The organism is Sulfitobacter sp. EhC04, from assembly GCF_001650875.1.
In the GTDB taxonomy this organism is placed as follows: Bacteria; Pseudomonadota; Alphaproteobacteria; order Rhodobacterales; family Rhodobacteraceae; genus Sulfitobacter.
The window spans coordinates 89,491-102,986 of sequence record NZ_LXYI01000010.1 but is presented as its reverse complement, the minus strand read 5'-3'; the positions used below and the strand labels follow the sequence as shown (position 1 = coordinate 102,986).

General features: G+C 62.5%; 13 protein-coding genes and 1 pseudogene. 11 read left to right on the top strand and 3 right to left on the bottom strand.

All coding sequences use genetic code 11. The features are described 5' to 3' along the window. Nucleotides 1-375, top strand: a pseudogene (locus tag A8B82_RS24150) (hypothetical protein); the annotation flags it as partial. 237 nt (nt 376-612) lie between these two features. Then, a complete protein-coding gene (locus A8B82_RS06415) occupies nt 613-999 on the top strand; it encodes a hypothetical protein (RefSeq protein ID WP_067289772.1) in 387 nt (128 codons plus the stop codon). On the opposite strand, the gene A8B82_RS06410 is transcribed toward A8B82_RS06415, so the two are convergent. After that, entirely contained in the window at nt 969-1,946 is a 978-nt protein-coding gene (locus tag A8B82_RS06410) for a response regulator (RefSeq protein WP_067289770.1), read from the bottom strand. The genes A8B82_RS06415 and A8B82_RS06410 overlap by 31 nt on opposite strands. A gap of 347 nt (nt 1,947-2,293) precedes the next feature. Next, complete coding sequence (gene hemN, locus A8B82_RS06405; protein ID WP_235604629.1) at nt 2,294-3,601, bottom strand: oxygen-independent coproporphyrinogen III oxidase; 1,308 nt, start codon at nt 3,599-3,601, stop codon at nt 2,294-2,296. A 102-nt stretch (nt 3,602-3,703) separates the two neighbouring features. Between hemN and fnrL the strand changes: the two genes are divergently transcribed. The 9 genes from fnrL to ccoS all read left to right on the top strand — a co-directional run bounded on the left by fnrL (nt 3,704) and on the right by ccoS (nt 12,508). Beyond that, nucleotides 3,704-4,435 carry a transcriptional regulator FnrL gene (gene fnrL, locus A8B82_RS06400; RefSeq protein WP_067289804.1) on the top strand — a complete coding sequence of 244 codons (732 nt, stop codon included), beginning with the start codon at nt 3,704-3,706 and terminating at the stop codon, nt 4,433-4,435. A 123-nt stretch (nt 4,436-4,558) separates the two neighbouring features. Continuing rightward, nucleotides 4,559-6,178, top strand: coding sequence for a cytochrome-c oxidase, cbb3-type subunit I (gene ccoN / locus A8B82_RS06395; RefSeq protein WP_067289798.1), 1,620 nt, complete (start codon nt 4,559-4,561; stop codon nt 6,176-6,178). A gap of 10 nt (nt 6,179-6,188) precedes the next feature. Beyond that, nucleotides 6,189-7,013 (top strand): cytochrome-c oxidase, cbb3-type subunit II, encoded by an 825-nt coding sequence (gene ccoO, locus A8B82_RS06390; protein WP_082899168.1) that lies wholly within the window; start codon nt 6,189-6,191, stop codon nt 7,011-7,013. 11 nt (nt 7,014-7,024) lie between these two features. Continuing rightward, on the top strand, nt 7,025-7,261 hold the full coding sequence (locus A8B82_RS23480) for a cbb3-type cytochrome c oxidase subunit 3 (RefSeq protein ID WP_082899167.1): 237 nt from the start codon (nt 7,025-7,027) through the stop codon (nt 7,259-7,261). Beyond that, nucleotides 7,254-8,117: a cytochrome-c oxidase, cbb3-type subunit III gene (ccoP, locus tag A8B82_RS06380; protein ID WP_067289766.1), complete on the top strand. Its 864-nt coding sequence runs from the start codon at nt 7,254-7,256 to the stop codon at nt 8,115-8,117. Before A8B82_RS23480 ends, ccoP begins: the two co-directional genes overlap by 8 nt. A 143-nt stretch (nt 8,118-8,260) precedes the next feature. Then, entirely contained in the window at nt 8,261-9,808 is a 1,548-nt protein-coding gene (ccoG, locus tag A8B82_RS06375) for a cytochrome c oxidase accessory protein CcoG (protein WP_067289764.1), read from the top strand. Next, nucleotides 9,805-10,257 (top strand): FixH family protein, encoded by a 453-nt coding sequence (locus A8B82_RS06370; protein WP_067289762.1) that lies wholly within the window; start codon nt 9,805-9,807, stop codon nt 10,255-10,257. The genes ccoG and A8B82_RS06370 overlap by 4 nt, the downstream gene beginning before the upstream one ends. Beyond that, on the top strand, nt 10,254-12,371 hold the full coding sequence (locus A8B82_RS06365) for a heavy metal translocating P-type ATPase (protein ID WP_067289760.1): 2,118 nt from the start codon (nt 10,254-10,256) through the stop codon (nt 12,369-12,371). Before A8B82_RS06370 ends, A8B82_RS06365 begins: the two co-directional genes overlap by 4 nt. Beyond that, nucleotides 12,368-12,508, top strand: coding sequence for a cbb3-type cytochrome oxidase assembly protein CcoS (gene ccoS / locus A8B82_RS06360; RefSeq protein ID WP_067289758.1), 141 nt, complete (start codon nt 12,368-12,370; stop codon nt 12,506-12,508). The genes A8B82_RS06365 and ccoS overlap by 4 nt, the downstream gene beginning before the upstream one ends. Before the next feature lie 37 nt (nt 12,509-12,545). Here ccoS and A8B82_RS06355 read toward each other — a convergent pair whose 3' ends face one another. Continuing rightward, complete coding sequence (locus tag A8B82_RS06355) at nt 12,546-13,418, bottom strand: MurR/RpiR family transcriptional regulator (protein WP_067289756.1); 873 nt, start codon at nt 13,416-13,418, stop codon at nt 12,546-12,548. Between the last annotated feature and the right edge of the window lie 78 nt (nt 13,419-13,496).

Here is a 13,496-nt window from a genome sequence, read left to right as displayed (position 1 = left end):
CCGCTGGGTGATGTGCTCGGCGGTCTGACCGGAGAGGACGGACCTTTGGGTGACGTGCTTGGTGGTCTGACCGGAGGGGACGACCTGGTGGGTGACCTGCTTGGCGGTCTGACCGGAGAGGATGGCCCGCTGGGTGACGTGCTTGGTGGTCTGACCGGAGGGGACGACCTGGTGGGTGACCTGCTTGGTGGCCTGACCGGAGAGGATGCCCCGCTGGATGATGTGCTCGGCGGTCTGACCGGAGATGACGGCCCGCTGGGTGGTTTGCTTGGCGGCGGATTGTTCGGCGGCACCGACCCGGTTGGCGAAACGCTCACCGATGCCAGCGACCTGCTGGGCGGGCTTCTGGGCAACGACGGCCTGGGCGACATCTGATCGCCACAGCCGAGCCATAAAAGCTAACGGGTTGGCCCCTCGCTGAAGTCGCAAGACAGCGGGGGGCCAACCCAATTCAAGGACCAATCGGGAGTACTGGGCTGCGCAAGCAGCCGTTCCTTTTTAACGATCACCATTTTTAGCCCGATTGGACAACAGCGTGACCTTCCAGGGATGTGCAGACCGGGGTTGACCAATTGCCGACCTCGATCATGCCGACAAGATCAGGGGCTGAAATTGCGCACCAGAAGAACCAAGGACGGGGCTGCAAAGCGAGAAGGCAGGTCTTTCGCATCTGACTGGCTGTACTTCTGTCCGCCGGCCAGTGTTGCATTGATCGGTCTGATCTATGCGATCGTGGCAGCGACAGTTGTGTACCTTATGGGCGGTGTCGTCTGGACCGTGGTGGTCGCGTTCCTGCTGGGCGGGGCCAGCGCGATGAAGATTGCCGCAGTGGTCCGTGCCGACATCCTGCGCCAATTCCAGGTTTCCGGCGCTTCATCGGACCCTATGCCCGAACAAAAGAAATCGGCCCGACCGGAAGAACCGGGTCGGGCCGAGCCAGATGAGGTGTTCCTTTCGCCGTCAGGCGATCAGCGCGCGGATGATACCGCAGGTTTGTGACCGAGTGACGCCTTGTGCATGGTTTTCTGGCGCTCGACCAACCGGCCAATCGCCCGGTCGAATGTGTTCTTGACCCGCTGTGTCCGGTGGGCATTCGGCTGGATCGGGCGACCCAGCGAGATCCCTATCGACAAATCCCTCGGCTCTTCGCCCCAAGGTGTCAGTTTCTGCAGTTCATTCTGCACCTCGTCCTCGATATGCGGCCATTCCGGCAAGCCGTCGCCGGTGAGGATGCCCAAGAGCGTGCCGCTTCCGATGTGCGCCATGAGAAGTTGCGGCCTGTCTACGACCCGGCCAATGGCCCGCGCGCCGGCGGCAATGGCCATGACGTATTCCCGGCTTGTGCAATGGGAGTACAAGGTTGTGATGTCCTCGACCTGCGCGCAGAAGACATGGCAGAAATCCAGGTTCCTGCGCGAGAGCTGCGACAGGTAGTTGCCCAGCGTGAAGGGAGGCACCAGTTGATGAATGCCCAGGACGTAAACCGGGTCTTCGAGGGAGAAAACGTGCTGGCCGCGTTCTCCGTTCAGCAGCATCATCTGGGGGTCGAGCCGCAGCGCGACTTCCGTACTGTCCAGGATGCGCTGGGTAACTCGAAGACGCCGCGCAATTTCGCGGACTTCGAAGGGTTTGAAGATGTAGTCACTGGCGCCCGCGGCGAATGCCCGCTCGATCGACGCTGTGTCGGTCTTCAACGTGAGCATGATGATCGGCGTTGTACGATAGGTCCGCATCTCCCGCACCTTGCGGCAGAGCTTGATCCCGTCCATCTCGGGCATGACGATGTCGAGCAGCAGGCAATCGAATGGCTCTGCTGCGGCTTCCAGAATGCGGAGCGCTTCCTTGCCCGACGACGCAACTGTGACATCCGGGAAATCCGCTTCTTTCAGGATCGCCGGCAAGAAGTCGAGCATGAAGGGATTGTCATCTACGGCGAGTATCTTCATCGGTAGTTTCCTTTAACCGTGGTTTGACAGGCATAAATCAGAGCCGGGGAAGGGGTGTTCGATTTTTGTCTTCCCGCAGGATCGACGTCGGATCAGCGACGGGAGCCACAGCAGCTATGGTCTGATTATACACTCTTACGATATATCCATTGGTATATTACATACTAACGAATATATCTCCAACCATGTCGTTTTTAAGGCATTTTAGCGCCTAATTTCTGTGCTTTGGGGCAACAAATCCGGGTTTAACCCCTTTGGCCCGCGCCTGTGGGTGTTGTCTTGCGGATTGCAACGAACAGGCCCACGGGTGGGTTCAGATGGCCCCAACAGGGCGGGGGCAGATGGCCCTACACCGCTGCCGAATGCGCGGTGGCCTCTGAGGCGAAGGTATCCACATGGCTGGCGATGATACGCACCAGCGGGCGTGTTTCCGCGCGCATCGTCAGGCCGGTGCCGCTGATATAGAAGACATCGGCAAAGCGGGTCATCAGCGAAATGCCGGTCTGGTGGATCAATGCGGCCTGTTCGGGAAATCTGTCGCGCAGGGAGGGTTCGTCGTAGACAAAGCGGCACATCAGGTCTTCGATGATGCGGGCGATCAGCAGGTCCTGCGCTGTCATGCCATAGCCCTTATGTGCGGCCAGACCGCCGCTCGTCACCCGGTCCTGATAGGCGGAGGTGGCGGTGGCGTTCTGAATGTACCCGCCGGGAAACCGCGATATCGCCGAGGCACCCAACCCGATCAGGACTTCGCCCTGATCGTCCGTGTAGCCCTGAAAGTTGCGCCGCAGCCTGCCTGCGGTGGCGGCGCGCGAGAGGCTGTCAGAGGGCAGGGCGAAATGGTCGATGCCGATGCTGTCATAGCCTTCGGCAACAAAGGCCTCGCGCGCCTGTTGGGCAAGGGCAAAGCGCGTTTCGTTATCGGGCAGGTCGGCCGTCTTGATCATGATTTGGCGTTTCGACATCCAGGGCACATGGGCATAGCCGTAGATGGCCAGCCGGTCGGGCCGCATCCGGGCCACATGGCGCAGGGTCTGCTCAAAGCTTTGGAAGGTCTGGTGCGGCAGGCCATAAAGCAGGTCGAGGTTCAGGCTGGCCACGCCCTGGCCGCGCATCAGGTCGATGACATGGCGGGTCTGGGACAGGGACTGGCGGCGTCCGATCGCCTTTTGCACGGGCGGGGCAAAATCCTGCACCCCGACGCTGGCCCGGTTCATGCCTGCGTCGATCAGAAGGTGCAGCAGCTCGTCTGAGGCTTCCGTCGGGTCGATCTCGACCGAGAATTCGAAATCGGCGCTGCGCTCAAATGCGGCAAAGAGCGCGTTCAGCAATGCCGCCATGGTGCCGCAGGGCAGGATCGTCGGTGTGCCGCCGCCCAGGTGCAGCCGCGCCATTCGGATGCCCGGTGGCAGGGTCCGGCGGACCGTTTCGATCTCTTTCAGCAGGACCGCGACATAGGCCTCGACCGGGCGCAGCGTCTTGGTGCCCTGGGTCCGGCAGGCGCAGAACCAGCACAGCCGCTTGCAAAAGGGAATGTGGACGTAGACGGAAACATCTTTGTCCTGTGGCACCGCGCGCAGCCAGTCCGTCTGATGGCGCTGGCCGAAATCATTCTGGAAATGATTGGCCGGGGGATAGCTGGTGTAGCGGGGCACCCGTGCGTCAAAAAGTCCGTGGCGGCGAAGGGGGTCTAAACTTTTCATTATTCATTTTTCGGTTGTATGAACCGGGGATTCTTTGATTTAGATCAAGACACCATGGCCATACCTTCGTTTTCCCGCATCAAATGCAGCGATTGTCCGATCCGGCACCGCGCCGTCTGCGCGCGCTGCGATACGGATGAGCTGGAAACCCTTGAAGGGATGAAATCCTACCGCAGCTATGCGGCGGGGGAGGTGATCCTGTGGCGGGGGGAGCCGCTGAATTTCGTGGCCTCGCTGGTGGCTGGCGTGGCGTCCCTGTCAAAGACGATGGAGGACGGGCGGACCCAGATGGTGGGCCTTTTGCTGCCCTCCGATTTCATCGGCAGGCCGGGCCGGAAGCTGATCGAATTCGACGTGACCGCCACTACCGATGTGACCCTGTGCTGTTTCGACCGAAAGCCGTTCGAGAAGCTGGTCGATGAAACACCCCATGTGGCGCAGCGGCTGATGGAGCTGGCGCTGGACGAGTTGGACGCCGCAAGGGATTGGATGCTGCTTTTGGGCCGCAAGTCCGCCCGCGAAAAAATCGCCACTTTCATCGACATGCTGGTGCGCCGGTCGCAGGGGACCGAGCCGCTTGCAAATACCGTGATCCGGCTGCCGATGACCCGCGACCAGATCGCCAATTACCTCGGGCTGACGCTTGAGACCGTAAGCCGCCAGTTCAGTGCACTGAAAAAGGAAGGCGTGGTAGATTTCACCGACCGCCGCCAGTTTGAGATCAAGGATATCGTCGCCCTGCAGGACGCCACCGGCGACGATTCCGACGGTGGTGTCCTTTCCTGACCCGTTGTTTCTCAAAAAACATCCAAAGTTGATTCAGATCAAAGTGGGCCCGCGCCCGGTTTTCTAGACATGCCCTGCGAACAGGAGCGTCCGGCGATGCTCTGCTGATTTGAGGGCATGAATATGGACTATGTGAAACTCATCCTTTTGGGTCTTGTCACGCTGATCGCCGCCATGGCGGCCAGTTGGGGGCATGACCTTGCCTATCAGCTACATGCGTTCCTGATCATGGTGATCGCCTTTGCGATGTTCATCTGGGTCCTGCGCAACACCGACGAGCCGCGACAGGCCGATCCGACGCAGGATGGCATCTATGCTGACGGGGTGATCCGTGCCGGGGTGATCGCCACGGCATTCTGGGGAACCGCCGGTTTCCTGGTCGGCACTTTCATCGCCTTTCAGCTTGCCTTTCCGGCGTTGAATTTCGACTGGGGCCAGCCCTTTACCAATTTCGGCAGGCTCCGGCCGCTGCACACGTCCGCGGTGATCTTTGCCTTTGGCGGCAATGCGCTGATCGCCACCTCGTTCTATGTGGTGCAGCGCACCAGCGGCGTGCGCCTTTGGGGCGGCAAGGCCGGATGGTTCGTTTTCTGGGGTTACCAGTTGTTCATCGTGCTGGCCGCGACCGGCTATCTGCTGGGGTCGACCCAGTCCAAGGAATATGCCGAGCCCGAATGGTACGTGGACCTGTGGCTGACCGTGGTCTGGCTGACTTATCTTGCCGTGTTCCTGGGCACCATCGTCAAGCGCCGGGAAAAGCACATCTATGTCGCCAACTGGTTCTACCTGGCCTTCATCATCACCGTGGCGATGCTGCATGTGGTCAACAACCTGTCGATCCCCGTCAGCATCTGGGGCAGCAAGTCGGTGCAGGTGTTCTCGGGCGTGCAGGATGCCATGACGCAATGGTGGTACGGCCACAACGCGGTCGGCTTCTTTTTGACCGCCGGTTTCCTGGGGATGATGTATTACTTCGTTCCGAAACAGGCGGGGCGCCCGGTTTACAGCTATAAGCTGAGTATCATTCACTTCTGGGCGCTTATTTTTCTTTATATCTGGGCGGGCCCGCACCACCTGCATTACACCGCGCTGCCCGACTGGGCCTCGACCCTGGGCATGGTGTTCTCGATTATCCTGTGGATGCCCAGCTGGGGCGGCATGATCAACGGGTTGATGACCCTTCAGGGCGCCTGGGACAAGCTGCGCACCGATCCGATCCTGCGGATGTTCGTGCTGAGCCTGGGCTTCTACGGCATGTCCACCTTCGAAGGGCCGATGATGTCGATCCGCGCGGTCAACAGCCTGAGCCACTATACCGACTGGACCATCGGACACGTCCATTCCGGGGCGCTGGGCTGGAACGGGATGATCACCTTTGCCTGCCTCTATTTCCTCACGCCGAAGCTTTGGGGCCGCAAGCAGATGTATTCCATGTCCGCGATCAGCTGGCACTTCTGGCTCGCGACGCTGGGCATCGTTCTTTACGCCGCGTCGATGTGGGTCACCGGCATCATGGAAGGGCTGATGTGGCGCGAGGTCGATGACCAGGGTTTCCTCGTCAACTCCTTTGCCGACACCGTCAGCGCGAAATTCCCCATGTATGTGGTGCGGGGTCTGGGCGGGATCATGTTCCTGTCCGGTGCGCTGATCATGGTCTGGAACATGTGGATGACGATCCGGGGCGCGCAACCGGCTACTGCCGCGCTGCCCGGTGCATCCGCAACCGCAACACCCGCAGAATAAGGAGCGGATCATGGCTGATAATGAAAAGATCCAATCGTCCGAAACCGATCCCAAGGTCTCGCAACTGTCTGATTTTCCGGATGAAATTCCCAACGAATTGCCGCATCAGACCGCGCTCATTGACCGCCATGCGATCCTTGAGAAAAGCCCGATGTTGCTTTTGACCTTTTCGCTGCTGGTGGTGACCGTCGGCGGGATCGTGGAGATCGCGCCGCTGTTCTGGCTGGAAAACACGATTGAAAAGGTCGAAGGCGTGCGCCCCTACAGCCCGCTGGAACTGACCGGGCGCGACATCTATGTGCGCGAGGGCTGCTATGTCTGCCATAGCCAGATGATCCGCCCGATGCGCGACGAGGTCGAACGCTATGGGCACTACAGCCTCGCGGCGGAATCGATGTACGACCACCCGTTCCAATGGGGTTCCAAACGCACCGGGCCAGACCTGGCGCGGGTTGGCGGGCGGTATTCCGACGCATGGCATGTCGATCACCTGATGGACCCACAATCGGTGGTGCCCGAAAGCATCATGCCGAAGTACGCCTTTCTTGCCGACACCCCGATCGAGGCGGACCTTATCGAGGCGCTGCTGTCAACGCACCGCATGGTCGGCGTGCCCTATACCGACGAACAGATCACCTCGGCGCGGGCGGATTTCCGAGTGCAGGCCGATCCCGATGGTGACTGGGACGGGCTGGCGGAACGCTATCCCGGCGCGGCAGTGGGCAATTTCGATGGCCAGCCGGGCCTGACCGAGATGGATGCGCTGATCGCCTATCTTCAGGTCATGGGCACCATGGTCGATTTTTCAACCTTCACCCCCGATGCCAGCCGATAGGAGGCCCCGAGATGGAAACCTATTCCCTTCTTCGCGAGATCGCTGACAGCTGGGTCCTGCTGGCGATGTTCGGCTTTTTCCTGGGCGCGGGCATCTGGGCCTATCTGCCCAGCCAGAGCGGCGCGCGCCAGGACGCCAGCATGATCCCGTTCCGCAACGATCAGGTCAAGGCCGGTTGCAAGGGGACATGCGCCACCTGCGCCTGCGAGGCCGCCAGCTACAATTTCGAGGACCAGCACAATGTCTGAGCGCAAGATCGACGACACCACCGGGGTCGAGACCACGGGCCATAGCTGGGACGGCATTGAAGAGTTGAACAACCCGCTGCCGCGCTGGTGGCTCTGGACGCTTTATGCAACGATCATCTGGGGTATCGGCTATACCATTGCCTATCCCGCCTGGCCGATGATCTCGGGCGCGACCTCGGGGCTGCTGGGCTATTCCACGCGGGCCGAGGTCGCTTCGAACATCGCGGCGCATGAAGCCAAGAACAGCGAACTTGTCGCCGCACTCGAAGCCGCCGACCTGACCGCTTTGGACAATGCCGAGGGGCTGCGCCGCTATGCGATTGCGCGGGGCGGTTCGGTTTTTCGCGCGCAGTGCAGCCAGTGCCACGGGGCCGGTGCGGCGGGGGCCAAGGGCTATCCCAACCTGCTGGATGACGATTGGCTCTGGGGCGGCGACATGGAAAGCATCGCGACCACGGTGGCGCATGGGATACGAAACGAGACCGACGCCGACGCGCGCTATTCGCAGATGCCCGCCTTTGGCGATATTCTGGAAAAGGCTGAGATCGCGGCGGTTGTGGAACATGTGGTCAGCCTGTCGTCGGACGATTACGACCGCGCCTTGGCGGCGAGTGGCAGCACCGTCTTTGCGGACAATTGCGCCGCCTGTCATGGCGAGGGTGCAGAGGGCGACCGCGCGCAGGGCGCGCCCGACCTTACCGATGCGATCTGGCTTTATGGCGGCGACCGCGACACGCTGACCACCACGGTGCGCGATGCGCGTTTCGGGGTAATGCCCGCCTGGGGCCAGCGCCTGTCGGATGCGGATGTCCGCGCTGTTTCTGTCTACGTTCACAGCCTTGGAGGGGGTGAGTAGGCAGAACCCGGCTGCCCATGGGCAGCCCGAACCCGAAGCGGCCCTGTTCGCAAAACGTCGCCGCTTCGGGCGCTGTCTTGATCCAGATCAAGGCGGCTTGATGGACCCGGCCCTAGACAGATCATGCGAACAGGAATCTTCTTATGTCCACTCCAAGTCTTTATGCGGCCCGTGAGCCGATCTTTCCCCGGCGGGTGACCGGGGCTTTCCGCCGTTTCAAATGGTGGATCATGTTTGTCACCCTGGGCATCTATTACCTGATGCCCTGGATCAGGTGGGACCGTGGGCCGAACCTGCCGGACCAGGCGGTGCTGGTGGATATGGCGCATCGGCGCTTCTATTTCTTCTGGATCGAGATCTGGCCGCATGAATTCTATTTTGTCGCCGGGCTCTTGATCATGGCGGGGCTGGGGCTGTTCCTGTTCACCTCGGCGCTGGGGCGGGTCTGGTGCGGCTATGCCTGCCCGCAGACGGTCTGGACTGATCTGTTCCTATTGGTCGAACGCTGGATCGAAGGCGACCGCAACGCCCGGCTGCGCCTGCACAAGGCGAAATGGGACGTCCGCAAATGGCGGCTGCGCCTGACCAAATGGGCGGTCTGGCTGGTGATCGCGGTGGCGACCGGCGGGGCCTGGGTGTTCTATTTCACGGATGCGCCGACACTGCTGCGCGACCTTGTGCAGTTTCAGGCGCATCCCGTAGCCTATGGCACCATCGCGGTACTGACTGCCACGACCTTTGTCTTTGGCGGCTTCATGCGCGAGCAGGTCTGCATCTACATGTGCCCCTGGCCGCGCATCCAGGCCGCGATGATGGACCACGATACGATCACTGTCGCCTACCGCGACTGGCGGGGCGAGCCGCGCGGCAAGGGCAATGTACGCAAGCGCGACCGCGCCGCCGCCGAAAAGGCAGAGCGCGAGGCGCAGGCCGCAGGTCCGGGGAAGGCGCGCTACCCTGCGACACCCTATCCCAACAAGGCGCTACAGGTGGGCGGCCAGCCCGTCGCCACCGCGCAGGCGCAGGAGCACGGCGATTGCATCGACTGCATGGCCTGCGTGAACGTCTGTCCGATGGGGATTGACATCCGCAACGGGCAGCAGATGGAGTGTATCACCTGCGGGCTGTGCATCGACGCCTGCGACGATGTGATGGCCCGGATCGGCAAGCCGCGCGGGTTGATCGACTATATTGCGCTGTCGGACGAGGCGGAGGAGCGCGCGGGTGCTGCCCCGAAACCGATCTGGCGGCATGTGCTGCGCCCGCGTACCATCCTTTACACGGCGGTCTGGCTGCTGATCGGATTGGGTCTGGTCTATGCGCTGTTCATCCGGTCCGACATCGAACTGACGGTCAGCCCGGTGCGCAACCCGACCTATGTGGTGCAATCGGACGGGTCGATCCGCAACATCTATGATGTGCGGCTGCGCAACAAACTGGGCGAGGATCGCCGGTTTCACCTGAGCCTGACCACCGACAAGATCCTGCGCATCGAGCTGGAGGGCAACGCGGGTCGGCTGAATGTGGTGGTGCCTGCCGACAGTACCGTGTTGCAGCGCGTCTATGTGACCGCCCGCCCGCAGGACCCGGCGGCCAGTGCCGATACCACCGATCTGCGGCTATGGGTCGAAGACATCGAAAGCGGCGATCGCGCCAGCCGCGCCACCACCTTCAACGGGAGAGTTCAATGATACGCGAAATCAAGGGATGGCATGTCTTTGCCGGCTTCGCGATGGCCTTTGGTGTCATCATCTCGGTCAACCTGACGCTGGCTTTCAATGCAGTGCGGACCTTTCCGGGGCTGGAGGTCAAGAATTCCTATGTCGCCAGCCAGTCCTTCGACCGGGAAAAGGCGGCGCAGATCGGGCTGGGCTGGGACGTCTCTGCGACCTTGCGGGGCAATGACCTGGAACTGGTGATCCTTGACCATGGCAGGTCCATCGCCCCGCAGATCGAAAGCGCCACTTTCGGGCGGGCCACCAATGTGCAGCAGGATCAGACGCCGGAATTCACGTTTGACGGCACCGCCCTGCGCGCCAGTGTTCAAGGCGGACGTGGCAACTGGAACCTGCGGCTGCGGGCGCGTGCCGAGGATGGCACGCTGTTCCAGCAGCGCATCATTGTAAGGCATCCGTCATGACCATGGCCTGTCCCGCCTGTGCTGCCGGACCACTGGCGCAGGAAATCGCCAGCGGTCCGGCGCTGCAATTCTCGCTGCCCGGCGTCCATTGCGCCGCCTGCATCGGCAAGATCGAGCGGGGGCTGGCGGGTGTCATGGGGGTACAGGGCGTGCGAGTGAACCTGTCGCTGAAGCGGCTTTCCGTTTCGGGGCAGGTGAACCCGGATCGGGTGCTGTCGGTGCTGGCGGATCTGGGATACGAGGCCTATCCGCTGGACGTGGCGGCGCTGGACCGCGCGCGCGACACCGAAGGGCGCGCATTGCTGACCCGCATGGCGGTTGCGGGATTTGCGATGATGAACGTCATGCTGCTGTCGGTGGCGGTCTGGTCCGGGGCCAGCGATGCCACCCGTGACCTGTTCCACCTGATTTCGGCGCTGATCGCCCTGCCGGTCGTGGCCTATTCCGGCCAGCCGTTCTTTATCAATGCCTGGGCGGCGCTGCGGGTGTCGCGGTTGAACATGGATGTGCCGATTTCACTGGCAATCCTGCTGGCGGCGGGGATGTCGCTGTTCGAGACGCTGCATGGCGGGGCGCATGCCTATTTCGATGCGGCCCTGTCGCTGACCTTTTTCCTGCTGATCGGGCGTTACATGGATCACCGCACCCGCAGCGCCGCGCGATCCGCCGCGCGGGAGCTGACGGCGCTGGAGGTGCATACCGCTGACCGCGTGACCGGGAGCGGCCTGCAAACGGTGCCGATGTCGGCGCTGGCGGTGGGCGATGTGATCGCCGTGCCCTGCGGGGCGCGGGTGCCGGTGGACGGGGTGCTGCTGACCGATTCGGCGCTGATGGACAGGTCGTTTCTGACCGGCGAAAGCGCGGCGATGGCGGTGGCGGCGGGCCAGAGCCTGCAAGCCGGGGAGATCAACCTGGCCGCGCCCCTGCGCCTGCGGGCCACGGCGGTGGGGGCCGATACCTCGTTGCGCCGTATGGCGGCTTTGGTGGAGACGGCAGAGAACGCGCGCAACAGCTATACCGCGCTGGCCGACCGCGCCGCGCGGGTCTATGCGCCGGTTGTGCATCTGCTGGCGCTGGCGGCGTTTCTGGGGTGGGTGGTTGCCACGGGCGACATGCGCCATGCGCTGAATGTCGCGATTGCGGTGCTGATCATCACCTGCCCCTGCGCGCTGGGCCTTGCGGTGCCTGCGGTTTCGACAGCCGCTGTCAGCCGCCTGTTTGCGGCAGGCTTTCTGGTGCGCAGCGCCACCGCGCTGGAGCGGCTGGCGGAAGTGACCCATGTGGTGTTCGACAAGACCGGCACGCTGACCACACCGGGTATCGTGGTGCCGGATGCGCTGAGCCCCGCCGACCGGGCTGTTGCAAAGGCATTGGCCGAAGCCTCTCACCATCCCTTGTCCCGCGCGCTGGTTGCAGCCCTGGGCGAGACCGAAGCGGCGGTGCTGGAACAGGTCAGGGAAGTCGCGGGGCAGGGGGTGGAGCTGCGCCATGGCGGGCAGGTGGCCCGCCTTGGGCGCGGGCCATGGCTGGGCGCTGATTTTGCCGGGCTGGGCCTGCGCATCGGCACGGCACAGGCGGTCCCGCTGGAGGTGTCGGATCGCCTGCGTCCGGGTGTGAGCGCGGCGCTGGCGGGGATTGATTTGCCCTGCGAGGTGCTGACCGGCGACGCCGAGGGTCCCGCAGGGCGGCTGGCGGCCAGGATCAACCTGCCGGTGACCGCCAATGCCCGGCCAAAAGACAAGCTGCGTCGGCTGAACGCGCTGGCCGCAGGCGGGGAGAAGGTGCTGATGGTCGGTGACGGGCTGAACGATACGGCGGCGCTGGCGGTGGCCCATTCCTCCATCGCGCCGGCCAGCGCGCTGGACGCCTCGCGCAGTGCTGCGGATGTGGTGGTGCTGAGGGACAGTTTTGCCGATCTGCCCATGGTGCTGAGGGTCGCACGGGCGACAGGGCGGCTGTCGCGACAGAACTTTGCCATCGCGGCGGCCTATAACTGCATTGCGATCCCGGTGGCCTTGGCAGGCCTTGCCACGCCGCTGGCGGCGGCACTGGCGATGTCGCTGTCGTCGATCACTGTGTTGCTGAATTCCCAACGGATGAGGAGCTTACGATGAACGTGCTGGTGGTGCTGATCCCGGTGTCCCTGATCCTTGGCGGGGTTGGCCTTGCGGCGTTTTTGTGGACCGTGCGGTCGGACCAATATGACGACGACAAGGGCAATGCCGCGCGTATCCTGCTGGACGACGATTGAGCGGGGAGCGCCAAGCGATTCGGCCCCCGGCCAGAGCCTAGGTGAATTTCCGAAACAATTTTGTCTGGTCGAACATGTCTTCCAGCCCTTGCATGCGGGTCTTGGTCTTGTCCCAGTCGAGGTTCTGGACGGCGGAAATCATCGTTTCGGTCAGCAGCAGGGTGGTGGCGGCGGAATCCCAGGCCGAGGGCACGACGATCCGGCTGCTGAAGCTGATGTCGGCCAGTTGATGCACGGGTGAACGCCATTGGTCGGTGAACAGGATCACCTTGGCCCCCTGCGCATGGGCCATCTCGGCCAGTTTCAGGGTGTTGTTTTCATAGCGGCGCACGTCATAGATCACAAAGACATCGCCCGGTGCCACGTCCAGCAGGTAATGCGGCCAGGTGTTGGAGGTGGACTGGATATGGGTGATCCGGGGGCGGATGACCTGCATGTGCAGGAACAGGTATTCGGCCAGCGTATGGGTGACGCGCCCGCCCACGATATAAAGGTGCCGTTTGGTGTCGCCCACCAGCGCGCAGGCGGCGTCAAAGGCCTGCGGGTCGATCTGCCCCAGCGTATGGCGGATGTTGTCGATCACCGCGTCTGTGAAACGGTTCAGCATATGGCCTTCGGGTGCGCCGTCGGCCCAGGTGTCGTGTTTGGCAATCGGTCCCTTGACCTTGGCCCGCAGTTCCTCGCGCAGTTCGGCCTGGAATTCGGGGTATCCCTTGAAGCCCAGCTTCTGCACCATCCGGGCCACCGTCGGCACCGAGACTTCGGCATCCTTGGCAAGGGCGGTCAGCGGCCCCAGCCCGGAAGCCGGGTAGTTTTCGAGAATCGAATGGGCAAGCTGACGTTCCGCGCGTGTCAGCCCCTCCAGCTTTTTCTGGATGCGGTCGGATATGGTCAGGGGCGCTTCGGCCATTGTTGCTCCGGTTTTGATCGAAAAATTATCAAAGCATATGCGCTTGTGATAAATTTTTCACAATTCTGTTGACAGCTG